This window comes from Collinsella sp. zg1085 (assembly GCF_018889955.1).
Classification (GTDB): domain Bacteria; phylum Actinomycetota; class Coriobacteriia; order Coriobacteriales; family Coriobacteriaceae; genus Collinsella.
Genome location: NZ_CP076545.1, coordinates 1,444,989 through 1,460,279, shown reverse-complemented (window position 1 = coordinate 1,460,279; position 15,291 = coordinate 1,444,989). Strand labels below are relative to the sequence as shown.

Here is a 15,291-nt window from a genome sequence, read left to right as displayed (position 1 = left end):
GAGATTTAGGTGCGAGCACATCTTGAGGTAGATAAGGTTTCGGTAGGCTTTGGCGATTTAGCTGTGCTTGAAGATATAACGCTTCGGGTTGATGCAGGGCAGATTGCCTGCGTGCTGGGTCCCTCTGGCTGCGGAAAAACAACGCTTTTTCATGTGATTGCAGGCTTGGATACGCCTGATTCTGGAGATGTGCTTCTGGAGGGCTTGTCTGTTGTAGGACAGCCGGGTGCTGTGGGGTATATGCTGCAAAAAGATTTATTGCTGCCGCATAAAACAGTACTTGATAACGTAGCCTTGCCGCTTATTTTGCGAGGATTGAGTAAGGAACAAGCACGTCAGCGGGCGGCAGGCTATCTTGATACCTTTGGTCTTGCAGGCACTGAACAGCTGTGGCCGGCAAGTTTATCCGGCGGTATGCGACAGCGTGCCGCCTTCTTGCGCACCTTTTTGTTTAATCAGAATTTTTTACTGCTTGATGAGCCATTTTCGGCACTTGATTCCTTTACTAAACAAGAGCTTCATGCCTGGTTTTTGCGCGTGTGCACCGAGTTTCATACAACGGCGCTTATCGTGACACATGATATTGATGAGGCACTTATGCTTGCAGATGTGGTGTATGTGCTAAAAGGGGCGCCTCGGCAAGGGGTGCCCACGCGCGTGGCGGGATGTACTTCAATTGTGTTTCCGCGCACCGAGCGCTTGAACTTCTCTGTGCAGGCAAGCTATCTTGAGGCAAAGCGTGAGGTGTTGGCGCTACTTGAGAGCCCAGGTGTTAATGGCTGAGGGGCAATACGTGCTGCAAAGCACTTTTAGGATAGTGTAAGCTATAGTTCAGCATAGACGGGTTTGATTAATTCTGTCGAGTTATGACATATGTTTGCCAACCTAGAGCATAATCAAGTGCGCACGAAGCTTTTGGACATGGTATAACTAGCGTGTTTTTTGAAGGCAGAGAGCTGGAGCATGTGATGTGGGAGTCATCAAAACCTGAAGGCCAGCGCGTGTCAATTGATGAGCGTCATGCCATGATAATCGAGGAGATTAATCGAAGGTCTTCAATTCGTGTGGCAGATATTTGTGAGTATTTTGCCGTTTCGGAGGTGACTGCACGCAATGACCTCGATAAGCTTGAAAAGGGTGGAAAGCTGCGGCGTACATATGGAGGTGCAGTCTCAATCACGCGTGCCATTACGGTTTCATATCCAGATCAGCGTCTGAATATTAATGTTGAAGCTAAACGTGCTATTGCCCGCCGAGCAGCGGCGCTAGTATCCCATGGAGATTCTCTGCTTATTGATACAGGAACTACAACCTTTGAGTTTATACATGCTCTCTATGAGAAGCGAGATATTACAATTGTGACCAGTGATTTATCGATTGCAAGTTTTGTTGATTCTAATTTGCCGCATGCCAATGTTATGCTTTTAGGCGGATTACTACGCAAAAATCATCGATATATGACCGGATCAGTAACCAACCGGAATCTGAGTGAACTATATCTTGATAAGGCTTTTTTGGCAACAGATTCATTTCATCCTGATTTTGGTTTTACCACTGAGTACTCCGGAAATGCAGATATCAAACGTATTATGCTTACCCGGGCGTCATTGGTCGTAATGCTGATGGATGCATCAAAAGTTCGGAAGCCACGCTTTGTAAAATTTGCTGAGATTAGCGATTTTGATACCATCGTGATGGATCAAGACCCTGAGTCTCGTGTTCGCTCGGCAATAAAAGCGGCAGAGACAAATACCGAGTTGATGCTGACAGGGATATAAGCTAACGAGAAGTGTTTTAGGTGACAAATTGGTGCCGAATTCGATAGTGGAGCTTCATCGGCACAGTCTACCACCTAGAGCCTTATTCAAAAGAAAACGTAAGTTTATCTTGTAAATATATTCTTAATTAGAATATTAATATATAAAACAAAATATATCGAAAGTGTAAAATACCTTCGCTACGCTTATCTGTTTTCATAAAAAATAGGTATCTACCTGCTAAAATATCAAGAATATTAGTAAATTAGCACGTGACTCATACACAAGTTTTACATTTTACATACCACTTACGTATGAAATACTACCGTTCACCGACTACTAACAATGCCCCTGGTTTTCTTGACGTATCAATAGATATGCCAATAAGGCGCGGGATGAGTGAAGGGGAGGACACGCATCATGGAATTATGTGACATTTTGAGCAAAGACATTATTAACTTGAATGTAAAAGGCTGTACGAAAGATGATGTACTGCGTGAGCTATCGGCACTACTTCATAGTGCGGGCTACATTTCTGACATTGACCAGTTTATGGCTGATATATACGTGCGCGAGGCTGCTGGTATCACCGGCGCTGGCAATCATATCGCGATTCCACATGGAAAAAGTTCAGTCGTGTGTCGGAACACTATCGCTATTGGTCGCTCAAGGCATGACGTGCCTTGGGAAAGCTATGACGATGAGCCAGTTAACCTTTTCTTCTTATTCTGTGTTTCGGATGATGAGTCCTTTACGCAGAATCATATGCGGCTTTTAGCTGAGCTTGCAGGAAAAATTGGCAAGGACAGTCTTGTAGCTGAGTTGCAGCAGGCTTCCGATCCTGCTGATGTCATTGCGATTTTAACAAAGTAAATAAGTCCCATCGGGTTATGGGTCAAAGTTATGAGAAAGGCGGGTCAATCATGAAAATTGTTGGAGTAACGGCATGTACGGCAGGCATTGCCCATACCTATATTGTTGCACAAAAAATAAAGGATGCAGCAGAGCAGGCGGGTCATGAAATTAAGATTGAGACACAAGGTACCATTGGTGCTGATAATGTATTAACTGAAGCAGAAATTGCTGCAGCTGATGTTGTTATCGTTGCGCATGATATTGCGGTGGAGCTTACTCGCTTCGCTGAAAAAAAGCTTGTTGATATTCCCATAAGCGTTGCTATGAAAAATCCGAAAAGTCTCATTGCAACCATCGAAAAGAGGCTTGCCGGTTAGAGCAGTTTGATAACTGCTAAAAGTTATTTATTAAGGAGGGTTTGTATGTCAAATATTAAACGCTTAGGGATTATGAAAACTATTATGACGGGCATTTCCTACATGATTCCTATGGTGGTTGCCGGAGGAATCCTTGGGGCTCTAGCAAAAGGTTTTGGAGGTTACTTAATTGGCGACTACTACAAAGAAGTTGCCGGTACATGGCCTACACCCTTTACTGGCATGGAGCCCTTTACTTGGGGAGGATTTTGGTGGGGCGTCAATATGCTCTCAAGTTATGCCATGAGTTTTGCAGTTGCAATCTTGTGCGCCTATATGGCCTATTCAATTGCTGAGCGCCCAGGCATCGTTCCCGGTTTTATTATTGGATACACCTGTACGATGTCGAAAGCTGGCTTCTTGGGTGGCTTAGTGATGGGCTTTGTTATCGGGTATTTCCTTTTATGGATGAAGACGTGGAAGCTGCCAGCATGGTTAAGTGGGCTTATGCCGGTGTTAATCATGCCAGTTCTCTCAACTTTTGTGTGCGGTATGTTGTTTTTAGCTGTGTTTGCTCAACCACTCGCGTGGATTATGGATGTGTTTCAAGCTTGGATTATCTCCCTCAATGGTGGATCTAAGGCACTTATTGGTGCAGTTATTGGTGCTTGTATGGGTTTCGATATGGGCGGTCCGGTGAACAAAACAGCTTCGATGGCAGCAAATGGATTAGGTGCCGACGGAATCTTTGGTCCTATGTCGGCAAAGATTATTGGCGGTATGACACCACCTGTTGGGGCATTTATTGCTTCATTGGTAGCTCGTAAGAAGTTCACTCAGACTGAGCGTGATACCGCGATTACAGCATTTCCTATGGGGCTTTGCTTTATTACTGAAGGCGTTCTGCCGTTTGCGGCTGCTGATCCAGTGCGGTTTATTCCTGCATCAATGCTAGGCTCAGCCACAGCAGGTGCTATTGCTGTTGGGATGGGTGTTGAGTCTGTAGCTGGTCATGGCGGTATCTTTGTTTTTCCCACGATGATTAACCCGCTATGGGCCGTTATTGCGCTCGTTGCTGGCTCAGTGGTTACTGGTGTTGTATACGCATTGATAAAGCCCAAGCCTGAGAATGTAGAACAAGTTGAAGAAGAAATTATTGACCTTGATATTGATTTATAAAAAGATACGGTGCCGATATGCATCGGCACCTTGTTAGGCAAAAGAAACCTGAGGTATATATGCTCGTCACTATGAAGTCGCTGCTCGATCATGCGCATCAGCATACCTATGCTGTTTTGGCAATGAATTCAATCAATATTGAAATGATCCGCGCGGGTATCGAGGCTGCAGTCGAAGAATATGCACCAATTATTATTCAAATGGGTCCCGGACAAATTGCCAAACATGCACACCTCGATGCCTTACTCCCCGCTTTTTTTGCGTTAGCAAACAAAGCTTCGGTACCCATTGCACTCAATCTTGATCATGGTGCTTTGCTTGAAGACGAATTGATGGCACTTCGGTCTGGATTTACCAATGTCATGATTGATGCATCATCTCTTGCTTTTGAAGAAAATATTCAGCGCACACAAACTATCGTTTCGTTGGCGCACCCCCTTGGTATTTCAGTGGAAGCTGAGCTTGGACATGTTGGGCAGGCAGTCGATGGCGACGGGCAAACTGACGACTTCTATACCAATGTAGAGCAGGCAAAAGAATTTGTTGCACGCACACAAGTTGATGCTCTTGCGGTGGCTATAGGAACGGCTCATGGAAAATATCCAGCAGGTTATATTCCCAAGCTTGATTTTGAGCGCTTGCAAGAATTGAAAGAGGCACTTGATATGCCTCTTGTTATGCACGGGGGATCTGGTTCCGGAGAAGATAATGTGCGGCGTGCTGTTGCAGGTGGTATCAACAAAATAAATGTCTGTACCGATGCTTTTCAGGCAGCAAAAACAGGTATGCAGAAACTTTTGGTTCAGAACCCGGCGGCAGATTTTCTAGCGCTTCAAATACAAGCTGAGGCCTCAATTAAGCAATTTGTCAAAGCATATATGCAGCTTATTGGTTCAAGCAATCGCTATGTATATGCAGCATTTAATTCCAGCTCAAAGGAGTAGTCATGAAAATTGCCCTTATTCAAGAGTTTTCGCAGGCAGCAAAAAATGCTCTTATTGAGAAGACTTTACGTTCAGTTGCAGAGCCGCTTGGGCACACCGTGTTTAATACCGGCATGCAACAGCTTGAAAACTCCTTTGATCGCCCGGAGGATTATTCCGCCGACAATCCACGTCTGACCTATTTACACATTGGAATTCAGGCTGCTTTATTGCTCAATTCTGGTGCCGTTGATTTTGTAGTAACAGGTTGCGGGACTGGTCAAGGCGCGCTTATGAGTTGCAATATGTATCCGGGCGTGTGTTGTGGGTATTGTATTGAGCCAACTGATGCCTATTTGTTTTTGCAGATAAATGATGGCAATGCGCTTTCAATTCCTTTTGCAAAGGGCTTTGGTTGGGGTGGAGAACTTAACCTTGAAAATATCTTTATGCGGGCTTTTTCCTCACCAAAAGGTCAAGGGTATCCCTCGGATCGAAAAGAAGCACAGAATAACAATGTTCAAATACTCAATGACGTTAAACGTATTGTTACTAAACCACTGATAGAAAGCTTGCGTACACTCGATTCAGAGTTGGTTTGTAGAGCGCTAACTAAGCCATTTTTGGATTGTTTTTATACAGGTTGTACTGATCAGGAGCTTGAGTCTTTAGTACGCGAGCTTGTTGCTCCTCTTACATGAGCAGGTGGGGGCATGGGGTTAATATCGTTTGATCATACACGTCCACTTGATGTGGTATTTCTTGGACGTATTGCAATTGATTTCAATCCGGCATACTCAGAGCTGGTACAGGAGGAGTTTAAGCCCTTAAAAGACGTACATTATTTTGAGAAATTTGTGGGCGGCTCACCAGCAAATATGGCAGTTGGTGTTACTCGTCACGGTTTGAGAGCAGGTTTTATTGGAAAGGTTTCAGATGACCAGTTTGGTGATTTTGTAATCGAGTATTTTGAGCGTGAAGGCATCGATACATCAGAAGTTACTCGCTCAATTGGTGGTGAAAACCTAGGTTTAACTTTCACTGAAATGCGTTCTTCAACTGAGAGCTCTTTGTTGATGTATAGAAACGGTATTGCCGATTTGCAATTGAGCGTGGATGACGTGCATGAGACGTATATCGCTCAGGCAAAGCTTTTGGTCATTTCGGGAACAGCACTTGCTGAAAGTCCTAGCCGGGAAGCGGTACTCAAAGCGGCACTACTAGCACGTAAAACAAATACGCCGCTGCTCTTTGATATTGACTACCGTGCTTATACTTGGAAGCATACTGATGATATTGCTATCTACTATGCAGCACTTGCCCGTCAGGCGGATATTATCATGGGTTCACGAGAAGAGTTTGACCTAGCTGAAGCGCTTATCTGTTCAGGAATGACCGATGAAGAGAGTGCATGTTATTGGCATAAGCATCACGCACGTATTGTGCTTATCAAACATGGTATGAAAGGATCGTCTGCCTTTCTTTCATCAGGAGACTCTTATTCAATACAAGCGTTTCCCGTAAAGGCGCGTAAGGGTTTTGGCGGCGGCGATGGCTACGGTGCAGGTTTTATTTATGGACTGTTTCAAGACTGGTCAATAGCTCGCTGTTTGGAATTTGGTTCTGCGGAAGCATCGATGATGGTTCGCGCAAATAATTGCTCTGATGCCCTACCCAACTTAGAAGCAGTTGAAGAATTTATTACAGAAGCAAAGGTACATGGCAACAGAAGTGCTGAGCGTGTTTCGTAATCGTTTATTGGAATTCATCGAGGGAGTAATCATGAACAATAATTGCCCTATTCACACTATTATTTCGCCGTCTACACGGTTGCTGCCAGCGGTACAGCTTGCTCAAGCGTGCGATCGTTATATCTTAGCCAATGGCGTTCAAATACCTTGTTTGGGGTTTGGAACCTATATGGTTCCGCCTGATGGTGAAGGTTTAGCATCAATAACGTCTGCTTTGAAACTGGGTTTTCGTCATATTGATACTGCAGCAGCGTATGGGAATGAAGCAATAGTTGCGCAAGCACTTGAAGATGTTGGTCTTGCGCGTTCGGATGTTTTTATTACGAGCAAGTTGAGAAATCCCGATCAAGGATATGAAAGCACATTCGCTGCATTTGAACGTTCTTGTGCAGCTTTAAAAACCGACTATTTGGATCTTTATCTTATTCATTGGCCCCGCGATCCAGATAGGCCTGATGCATGGAAGAACCGTATTGTAGAGACGTGGAGCGCTTTTGAGGAGCTGTATCAAGCAGGTCGTATTCGTGCTATTGGTGTATCAAATTTCCTCGTTCATCACATGGAAGTTTTGAAAGCACAGGCGAATATTCTTCCTATGGTTAATCAGATAGAGCTTAATCCGAGCTATCAACAGCGCGAGATAGTTCGATGGTGTGAGCAACATGGTGTGCAGCTTGAGGCTTGGGCTCCTTTGGGTCGAAGCCGTTTGATGCATAATCCTGAGATCTGTGCGTTGGCAGCGCGTTATGGGAAAGATCCAGGACAAATATGTGTGCGTTATGCCTTGCAAAAGGGGTTTGTCACCATGCCAAAATCAAGCAAACTTGAGCGCATAAAGAGCAACGCCCAGGTATTTGATTTTGAATTGAGCATTGATGATTTGGCGATGTTAGATGCTCTGGATGATCCTCAAAACTATACTTTCCATCCCGATCGCTTACCTGAATGGAAAGAGCGTGTGGCACGGGCTCATGCAGACGAACGTGCTGCTCGGAATGCTAGGTTGAGATGAGGGATATGTCTACTTGTATGTACGCTCAAGGCCACACGTTCACAATGCCGTCTGTAATACAGTATGGAGAGGGCGCTTTACAGCAAGCAAAAGAGTGTTTACGTGCGATTGGCACTACAGCGCTGATTGTTACTGGTGAAACTCTGGTACGCTTAGGGAGTGTTTCTCTGGTGATTGATTTGCTCGCTGAGATAGGCATTAAGAGTCATATTTTTGCTGAGGTAAATGACGAGCCAACTGATGAGTTGGTGCGTGTAGGAGTAGCTGTATATCAGTCTCATGCCTGCGATTGTATTGTGGGTATAGGTGGTGGAAGTTCATTAGACACCATGAAAGCCATTGCTTTGATGGCGAGCACTGGTCTTGATATTGCTGATCCAAAGATTACCCATAGTTTTGTACAGCCTTGTAACATGGTGGCAATTCCTACAACTGCTGGTACCGGTTCAGAAGCAACTCAGTTCACTATTATTCGGGATACTCAGCATGAAGTAAAAATGCTTATTGCTCACGAACGTTTGATTCCAAATATCGCCATTGTTGACCCTGTTTTTAGCAGTACAGCACCGGCATTGGTAACTGCGGCAACAGGTCTCGATGCGCTATGCCATGCGGTTGAGTCATATACATCAAAAAATGCGCAGCCACTTTCAAAAACCTATTCATTATCAGCGACTCGTCGCATTTTTACCTATCTGCCTCAATGTATTTTGGAGCCAGATAATAAGAAAGCACGTACTGAAATGTCCGTGGCAGCGCTTGAGGCAGGAATTGCCTTGAATAATGCAGGTGTTACTTTAATTCATGGTATGAGTCGGCCATTAGGAGCATATTTTCATGTGCCACATGGCTTTTCAAATGCGATGTTGATGGAACCCTGCTTGCAGTTTGTTCAAGAAGCAGCAAAGGATAGATTTGCTGAGATTGCACGGTACTGTGGCTTGACTGAAGATAAGCATGACGATCAGGGAGCAGCAGACTTTCAAGCTGCAGTACATGAACTTATTCATGCATTACCGGTTCCATCGATGTCGGAATATGGCATTGAGCACGCAAAACTTGAGGAGCTTCTTGATATTATGGTTTCAGATGCACTTGCAAGTGGTAGCCCAGCGAATACGATACGTGAAGTGACTGCGGCGGATATAAAAGCGCTTTATCAATCTGCATATTCATAAATATAGTTGAAGAAGCCTAGTCAAGAAGCAGCCCGCGCCTCACTTGATTAACCGCATCCATCCGCCTCGTTCACGTTGCGAGCGTAAAACAAAAGAGCGCGCACCTTTTACCCGTTTTTCGATAAACCGTATCCGTTCATCAGGTAGGCTTATCCGTTTATCGATTACACACACCCCATCACCTTACAAGCTTTCCTAAGGAAAACCCTCTTAAACACGGGATAAGCTGCATAAATGGAGTTAAACAAGGATACCTTTTTTGCAGAGAAGTGCGTGAGATACTTCACATTTCCTTCAAAGCGTGCTAGTTTACTAGTTCAAACATAGAAGTGGTTAACTTTTCTTGTTAAGGACGCTTGCATAGGAAAGTTTTCGCATCTATGAAATGCGGTCCGTGATAAGGGTGGGTGCATATTTTTGACAGACCATATGCCAGCCATGCCACTATCGCTCGTTCGAGCGGGCGAAACGGTGCGGGTTGTTCGCGTACGTGGTGCCGAGGCAATCAAGCATCATCTCCAGAATCTTGGCTTTGTTGAGGGAGCCGAGGTACATGTGGTGACGTCAAGTAAAAGCAACATCATTGTCATGATTAAAGGTGCTCGTTTTGGCTTGGATGTCAAAGTAGCAAAAAATGTTATGACCGTATAAGCATGGTTTGGGGTTAAGGTGCGCGCCTGATATGAGTAGGCGGCGCATGTACATGTTGCGAAAGGGGGAAGTATGAAAACATTGGGAGATATTGCAGTAGGATCGTCTTCTACTGTAGTAAAGCTGCACGGTGAAGGGGCTTTGCGCCGGCACCTCATGGACTTGGGTTTAATTAAAGGAACCCCGTTCAAGGTGGTTAAGGTTGCTCCGCTTGGTGATCCGATTGAAATTACCGTTCGCGGCTATGAGCTCTCTATCCGAAAGGAAGAGGCTGCAATCGTAGAGGTACTCTAGGTATTTCACGAATGCCCAGGTAGGGTAGGTGTTTGCTCAGCTGTATGCAGCACATACCCAGAACACCACATCGTTTCAAAGCCTATGGAAGAAGGATTACATGGCAGCTTCTGAGCTCCATATCGCATTGGCGGGTAACCCCAACTGCGGTAAAACAACATTGTTTAATCTTATTACAGGTCAAAATGGCTACGTTGGTAACTGGCCAGGCGTTACGGTTGAAAAGAAAGAAGCTAAGCTTCTTAAAGATAAGACCGTAACCATTACCGACCTCCCCGGTATCTATTCACTTTCCCCCTATAGCCCCGAGGAGCAAGTCTCGCGCGATTACCTCTTGAGCGGCGAGGTAGATGTTGTTGTACAGATTGTTGACGCCACAAACCTTGAGCGTAATCTCTATCTTGCGCTGCAGGTTATTGAGACCGGCCTGCCTGTGGTTGTTGCACTTAACATGGCAGACCTTGTTGAGAAAAACGGCGACAAGATAAATACCCAAGCTCTGGCAAAAACCTTGGGTTGTCCGGTTGTGCTGATTTCTGCACTTAAAAACACGGGCATCGATGAGCTTTTTGATCAGACGCGCGCTCTTGCACAGAGCAAGTCATCTGTACCCAAGCATTTCTTTGACGCTGCCATTGAAGATGTATTAGTGTCCATAGAGCAACTGCTGCCTGAGAGCGTTGCCGCTGAGCATCGTCGCTATGTGGCTGTAAAGCTTTTCGAGCGCGATGAGTCTGCTCAGCGCCTTGCAAAGCTGAGTGCTGAGCAAAAGGCACATGTTGAGAGCATCATCGCTCAGTGCGAGGCCGACTGCGATGACGACGCGGAGTCCATCATCACGGCTGAGCGCTATGGCGCAATTGCCCATATTGTTGATGAGTGCCTGCATCGCGCTCCTGCCACAATGAGCACATCTGAAAAGATTGACCGCATTGTTACCAATCGCTGGCTTGGTTTGCCTATCTTTGCGCTCGTTATGTTTGCTGTCTATTGGCTTGCCATCTCAACCTTTGGTACTGCCATGACCGACTGGGTAAACGATAATCTCTTTGGTGAGGGCTGGGAGTTCTTTGGCACCGCTATGCCCAGCGTGCCTGCCTTCTTTGAGGGCATGTTAACCTCTATGGGTGCGAGCGACTTGGTTATCAGCCTCGTAAACGATGGCGTTGTTGCTGGTGTTGGAGCTGTTTTGGGCTTTATCCCGCAGATGGCAGTGCTCTTTATTCTTCTGACCTTCCTTGAAGACTGCGGCTATATGTCTCGTGTGGCCTTTGTTATGGACCGCGTATTTCGCCGCTTTGGTCTTTCGGGCAAGTCCTTTATTCCTATGTTGGTGTCTTCGGGCTGTGGTGTTCCAGGCGTTCTGTCTACAAAGACTATTGAGAACGAGAACGATCGCCGTATGACGGTTATTACCACAACCTTTATTCCTTGTGGTGCCAAGCTTCCTATCATTGCGCTGTTGATGGGCGCTTTGGTCGGCACTGCTGAGGGCGATTGGATTGCGCCGCTGTTCTATTTCTTGGGCGTTGCTGCAGTTATTGTTTCGGGCATCATGCTCAAAAAGACCAAAGCATTTGCGGGTCGTCCAACGCCTTTTGTTATGGAGCTTCCCGCCTATCACATGCCCTCTCTTCGTTCTTGGGCTTTGCATGTGTGGGAGCGTGTAAGCGCTTACATCAAGAAGGCCTTTACCATCATCTTTGCCTCAACGGTTATTGTGTGGTTCCTCTCTAACTTTGGAACCTATGAGGGAAGCTTTGGCTTTTTGCCAGAGATTGCCGAGGGTGTTGAGGAGTTTACCGACTATTCGATTCTGGCTATGCTCGGTAGCGCTATTGCGTGGATTTTTGCTCCTCTGGGCTTTGATTCTTGGCAGGCAACCGCAATGTCGTTTACCGGATTGGTTGCTAAAGAAAACGTCATTGCAACCGCTGCTTCCTTGCTACATCTAGGCGATGTGGGCGAGACCGACGCCGAGCTGTGGGTAGCTTTTGCTGCTATGTTTAAGACGGTTGGCGGTATTGCGGCCTTTGGTGCCTTTAACTTGCTATGCGCACCCTGCTTTGCTGCTATCGGAACCATCCGCACCCAGATGAACTCTGCAAAGTGGACCTTCATTGCGCTTGCGTATGAGTGCGGCTTTGCTTGGGTTATTGGTCTTATGATTAACCAGTTCTATCTGGCAGCTATGGGCGAGTTCAGCGTATGGACTGTTGTGGCAGGCGCCTTTGCTGCACTGATTCTCTTCCAACTCTTCCGTCCTATGCCAAAGGGCGCCTTTGGTGAGGAAGATGAGGCGGCAGTTAAAAGTGCGGCCTAGCGCTTATAGGTAGTTTGCAAGGGCGTAATCAATGTGATTTATTCACGCGGATGCGCTATATAGGACGCATCGCGCTACGGTGCTTCAAAGCGTGCAGAGGTGGTAGTGCCCTGCACGCTTTTATTATGTCAAGGCATTAAGAAGGCATCAAGCACGATTCTCGGGCTTCAAGCAGCGCTTATTCGTGCAAGGTTGAGTCTTTCCAAATAACGCTACAGTCAAGCACACGTTGCTGTGCCTCGGGCGGATTATCGCTAAGCATCTCAAGTAGCATTTCGCATGCCTGTATACCTTCTTCGCGTACTGGCTCGGTAATTGTGCTAATTGAGGGATGAACCAAATCAGTCCATTCCTCACAATTCAGACCAATTAATCCAATTTGGTTTGGGATAAGATGGGAAAGCGGTTGGAGTGCCTTAAAGACTCGGTTGAGCGCCCAAGAGTTTTGCACAAACAATAGAGTTTTATGGGCGGGATTTAATTCATACTGAAAGTAGTTTGTGAGCTCTTCTGCGCTTGGTTGGTTATGGTCAATAGAGATGCTTCGATAGTGTTGTCCCTGCGCTACCAGAGCATCAATAAAGCCTTGAAAACGTTCCATGCGCGTGCGCATCGTGGTAATGTCTGCAGCAATGCTTATAAAGTCCTGATAACCCGCTTCAATAAGCTGCGTTGTTGCGCTATATACGCCGTCATAGAGATTTGTTTTAATCCAGGTAGAGGCGAGGTTGTAGGCATTAAAGTCAAAAAAGACAAGGGGCGTTCCCGTTTTGGTAATGCGCTCGCTTACCGCCTTAAAGTTTTGCGTGGGCTGTACGATAAAGCCATCAATGCCCATGGCGAGCATTTTTTCGACGTACATAAGCTCAGTCTCGGTATCAAAATTGCTGGTACAAACTACCGTAGCATAGCCATGTTGAAGCGCCGCCTCTTCAACACCGGCAAGAAATTGCCCCGCCCAAGCATTGGTGTTATCCAAAATTAAAATAGCAATGACGTGTGTTTGCTTTCCGCTGAGCGTGCGTGCTTGTGCGTTGGGAACATAGCCACTATCGCGTATTACACCCTCTATGACCTGTCGGGTTTTTGCGCTCAGCTTGTGATGCTGACCATTGAGGTAGTAGGATACGGCCGCTGTTGAGACCTGTGCCGCGCGGGCAACATCCATAATGGTGACGCGAGCGCGTTTTCCGTCGCTATTGTGAGCCATTGCCGTGCTCCTCCCATGAGTTCGTGCGGGTGCCATCTGCAATTCAGTCGCAGTGGTGACGGTTTTGTTGCTCGGTGCACAGGACTATCTGGCGCTTGTTCTACCGTTCACCGAGTAAATAAAATATTTCTTGACTTTTGTAACCTATCTTCAATCTCATGGTATCACGCTTAGTTAAACCGTTAACTAAATAATAAAAAATTCGTAGCTACTATACCTTTTGCCGAAAGTCGTTTGAGAGAAGCACTATCGGGCAACCATAATCTTTGGTACATATAGGTGCGCGCAAATGAAGGGGTCATCCAGAGGTAACCCAAAAGCGTGGCACATAACCAGACAAGGAGTGGAGCACTATGAAAATTGTTGCAGTTGCTGCGTGCACGATTGGCATCGCACACACCTACATGGCAAAAGAGGCGATTGAGCAGGAGTGTGCGCGTCGTGGCTTTGAATGCAAAGTCGAGACGCAAGGTGGTATGGGTATCGATGATGAGCTTGAGGAAGATGAGATTGCCGAAGCAGATTATGTGTTGTTGGCTGTTGCCATTGGCATTGAGGGCGAAGAGCGCTTTGAGGAAAAGGAAGACGCTGGTCGCGTGTTAACCGTTGACCCCTCTAAGGTTATTGCAAATCCTGCTGAGATTATTGACCAGCTTATCGCACAATAAAGGAGCGGAGCCATGTTTCAAAAAGTAGGAAAAGACCTCGTCAAAGCATTTAATACGGGCGTGTCCTATTTTATTCCGGTTGTCGTTATTGGTGGCGTGTTCCTAGCATTTTCGCTGGCCACCGGTCAGGCGGGCTCGGGCGGCATGGAAGTCACCAACCCAGTCATGCAAAACCTGAATACCATCGGTATGGCTGGTATTCACATGATGATTCCGGTCTTGGCGGCATATATTGCCTACTCCATTGGTGGCAAACCAGCACTTGCCCCGGGTTTTGTCTTGGGCTATCTGGCAAATAATCCGGTCAGTGTTGGCGACGTTAATGTTTCAACTGGATTTTTGGGTGCAATGCTTTTAGGCGTTGCTGCTGGATACTTCGTTAAGTGGATGAAGACTTGGAAGGTCAACAACACGGTTCGTACCATCATGCCCGTGCTTATTATGCCAACGCTTTCTGCGCTGGTTCTGGGCATGTTTTATATCTACGTTTTAGCATATCCCATCAGCCTTTTTATGGGCTGGTTAACCAGCATGTTGAGCGGGCTTCAGGGCGGATCTGCTATCGTGTTGGGTGCGGTTATTGGACTTATGACCGCTGTTGATATGGGTGGTCCCATCAATAAAACTGCTTCAACCTTCACGATGGTACTTATGGCAGAGAGCATTTATATGCCCAATGGCGCGTTTCGCGTGGCTGTTGCTATTCCGCCTCTGGTTTGCGGCATTGCGTCGCTTATTGCAAAGAGTAAGTTTGAGGCAGCAGACCGTCAGCTTGGCATTACGGCAATCTTTATGGGTCTTATCGGCATTACCGAGGGTGCCATTCCCTTTGCGGTTAAAGATTTAAAGCGTATCCTGCCCGCAATTATGATTGGCTCAGCTGTAGGCGCTGCTCTTGCTGCTTTCCAAGGGGTTGAGTGCCTTGTGCCGCATGGTGGCATGATTGTGGTACTTGCAACAAGCAATCCGCTGCTCTTTACCCTTGATATGGCAATTGGAACTGCGGTAGGCGTTATCCTGCTGATAGCTCTAAAGCCAAAGCTTGAAACTACTGCTGCATAAGATACGTTGCCTGCGGGCATCCCTGTGGCTGCCCGCATGCATATTACGTTTACAACTACATACGAGGAAAAA

At 46.3% G+C, this 15,291-nt stretch carries 16 protein-coding genes; 15 read left to right on the top strand and 1 reads right to left on the bottom strand.

Annotation, left to right across the window (positions count from 1 at the left end; all coding sequences use genetic code 11):
• Positions 1-9 precede the first annotated feature (9 nt).
• The 13 genes from KPC83_RS06175 to feoB all read left to right on the top strand — a co-directional run bounded on the left by KPC83_RS06175 (position 10) and on the right by feoB (position 12,279).
• Positions 10-783, top strand: coding sequence for an ABC transporter ATP-binding protein (locus KPC83_RS06175; RefSeq protein ID WP_216278387.1), 774 nt, complete (start codon positions 10-12; stop codon positions 781-783).
• Positions 784-968: 185 nt separating this feature from the next.
• On the top strand, positions 969-1,778 hold the full coding sequence (locus tag KPC83_RS06170) for a DeoR/GlpR family DNA-binding transcription regulator (protein WP_216278386.1): 810 nt from the start codon (positions 969-971) through the stop codon (positions 1,776-1,778).
• A gap of 399 nt (positions 1,779-2,177) precedes the next feature.
• Positions 2,178-2,630: a PTS sugar transporter subunit IIA gene (locus KPC83_RS06165; protein ID WP_216278385.1), complete on the top strand. Its 453-nt coding sequence runs from the start codon at positions 2,178-2,180 to the stop codon at positions 2,628-2,630.
• A gap of 50 nt (positions 2,631-2,680) precedes the next feature.
• Complete coding sequence (locus KPC83_RS06160; protein WP_216278384.1) at positions 2,681-2,989, top strand: PTS fructose transporter subunit IIB; 309 nt, start codon at positions 2,681-2,683, stop codon at positions 2,987-2,989.
• A 45-nt stretch (positions 2,990-3,034) separates the two neighbouring features.
• Complete coding sequence (locus KPC83_RS06155) at positions 3,035-4,147, top strand: PTS fructose transporter subunit IIC (RefSeq protein ID WP_216278383.1); 1,113 nt, start codon at positions 3,035-3,037, stop codon at positions 4,145-4,147.
• A 59-nt stretch (positions 4,148-4,206) separates the two neighbouring features.
• On the top strand, positions 4,207-5,091 hold the full coding sequence (locus KPC83_RS06150; protein ID WP_216278382.1) for a class II fructose-bisphosphate aldolase: 885 nt from the start codon (positions 4,207-4,209) through the stop codon (positions 5,089-5,091).
• A 2-nt stretch (positions 5,092-5,093) separates the two neighbouring features.
• Positions 5,094-5,771: an RpiB/LacA/LacB family sugar-phosphate isomerase gene (locus tag KPC83_RS06145; protein WP_216278381.1), complete on the top strand. Its 678-nt coding sequence runs from the start codon at positions 5,094-5,096 to the stop codon at positions 5,769-5,771.
• Between the two features lie 12 nt (positions 5,772-5,783).
• Positions 5,784-6,821: a 5-dehydro-2-deoxygluconokinase gene (gene iolC, locus KPC83_RS06140; RefSeq protein ID WP_216278380.1), complete on the top strand. Its 1,038-nt coding sequence runs from the start codon at positions 5,784-5,786 to the stop codon at positions 6,819-6,821.
• Positions 6,822-6,852: 31 nt separating this feature from the next.
• Complete coding sequence (locus KPC83_RS06135) at positions 6,853-7,833, top strand: aldo/keto reductase (protein WP_216278379.1); 981 nt, start codon at positions 6,853-6,855, stop codon at positions 7,831-7,833.
• A gap of 5 nt (positions 7,834-7,838) precedes the next feature.
• Complete coding sequence (locus KPC83_RS06130; RefSeq protein ID WP_253200888.1) at positions 7,839-9,011, top strand: iron-containing alcohol dehydrogenase; 1,173 nt, start codon at positions 7,839-7,841, stop codon at positions 9,009-9,011.
• A 417-nt stretch (positions 9,012-9,428) separates the two neighbouring features.
• Positions 9,429-9,662 (top strand): FeoA family protein, encoded by a 234-nt coding sequence (locus KPC83_RS06125; protein ID WP_253200887.1) that lies wholly within the window; start codon positions 9,429-9,431, stop codon positions 9,660-9,662.
• Positions 9,663-9,734: 72 nt separating this feature from the next.
• Positions 9,735-9,956: a FeoA family protein gene (locus KPC83_RS06120; protein ID WP_216278378.1), complete on the top strand. Its 222-nt coding sequence runs from the start codon at positions 9,735-9,737 to the stop codon at positions 9,954-9,956.
• A gap of 100 nt (positions 9,957-10,056) precedes the next feature.
• Complete coding sequence (feoB, locus tag KPC83_RS06115; RefSeq protein WP_216278377.1) at positions 10,057-12,279, top strand: ferrous iron transport protein B; 2,223 nt, start codon at positions 10,057-10,059, stop codon at positions 12,277-12,279.
• 178 nt (positions 12,280-12,457) lie between these two features.
• Here feoB and KPC83_RS06110 read toward each other — a convergent pair whose 3' ends face one another.
• Positions 12,458-13,489, bottom strand: coding sequence for a LacI family DNA-binding transcriptional regulator (locus KPC83_RS06110; RefSeq protein WP_216278376.1), 1,032 nt, complete (start codon positions 13,487-13,489; stop codon positions 12,458-12,460).
• A 353-nt stretch (positions 13,490-13,842) separates the two neighbouring features.
• Here KPC83_RS06110 and KPC83_RS06105 point away from each other — a divergent pair, with 353 nt between their 5' ends.
• Together KPC83_RS06105 and KPC83_RS06100 are read left to right on the top strand one after the other, a co-directional pair.
• Positions 13,843-14,157 carry a PTS fructose transporter subunit IIB gene (locus KPC83_RS06105; protein ID WP_216278375.1) on the top strand — a complete coding sequence of 105 codons (315 nt, stop codon included), beginning with the start codon at positions 13,843-13,845 and terminating at the stop codon, positions 14,155-14,157.
• A gap of 12 nt (positions 14,158-14,169) precedes the next feature.
• Positions 14,170-15,219 (top strand): PTS fructose transporter subunit IIC, encoded by a 1,050-nt coding sequence (locus KPC83_RS06100; RefSeq protein ID WP_216278374.1) that lies wholly within the window; start codon positions 14,170-14,172, stop codon positions 15,217-15,219.
• The last annotated feature ends 72 nt before the right edge of the window (positions 15,220-15,291 follow it).

Coding starts and splice junctions, on each gene's coding strand:
- KPC83_RS06170 (WP_216278386.1), top strand. CDS start 969: ATGTGGGAGTCATCAAAACCTGAAGGCCAGCGCGTGTCAATTGATGAG.
- KPC83_RS06165 (WP_216278385.1), top strand. CDS start 2,178: ATGGAATTATGTGACATTTTGAGCAAAGACATTATTAACTTGAATGTA.
- KPC83_RS06160 (WP_216278384.1), top strand. CDS start 2,681: ATGAAAATTGTTGGAGTAACGGCATGTACGGCAGGCATTGCCCATACC.
- KPC83_RS06155 (WP_216278383.1), top strand. CDS start 3,035: ATGTCAAATATTAAACGCTTAGGGATTATGAAAACTATTATGACGGGC.
- KPC83_RS06150 (WP_216278382.1), top strand. CDS start 4,207: ATGCTCGTCACTATGAAGTCGCTGCTCGATCATGCGCATCAGCATACC.
- KPC83_RS06145 (WP_216278381.1), top strand. CDS start 5,094: ATGAAAATTGCCCTTATTCAAGAGTTTTCGCAGGCAGCAAAAAATGCT.
- iolC (WP_216278380.1), top strand. CDS start 5,784: ATGGGGTTAATATCGTTTGATCATACACGTCCACTTGATGTGGTATTT.
- KPC83_RS06135 (WP_216278379.1), top strand. CDS start 6,853: ATGAACAATAATTGCCCTATTCACACTATTATTTCGCCGTCTACACGG.
- KPC83_RS06130 (WP_253200888.1), top strand. CDS start 7,839: ATGTCTACTTGTATGTACGCTCAAGGCCACACGTTCACAATGCCGTCT.
- KPC83_RS06120 (WP_216278378.1), top strand. CDS start 9,735: ATGAAAACATTGGGAGATATTGCAGTAGGATCGTCTTCTACTGTAGTA.
- feoB (WP_216278377.1), top strand. CDS start 10,057: ATGGCAGCTTCTGAGCTCCATATCGCATTGGCGGGTAACCCCAACTGC.
- KPC83_RS06110 (WP_216278376.1), bottom strand. CDS start 13,489: ATGGCTCACAATAGCGACGGAAAACGCGCTCGCGTCACCATTATGGAT.
- KPC83_RS06105 (WP_216278375.1), top strand. CDS start 13,843: ATGAAAATTGTTGCAGTTGCTGCGTGCACGATTGGCATCGCACACACC.
- KPC83_RS06100 (WP_216278374.1), top strand. CDS start 14,170: ATGTTTCAAAAAGTAGGAAAAGACCTCGTCAAAGCATTTAATACGGGC.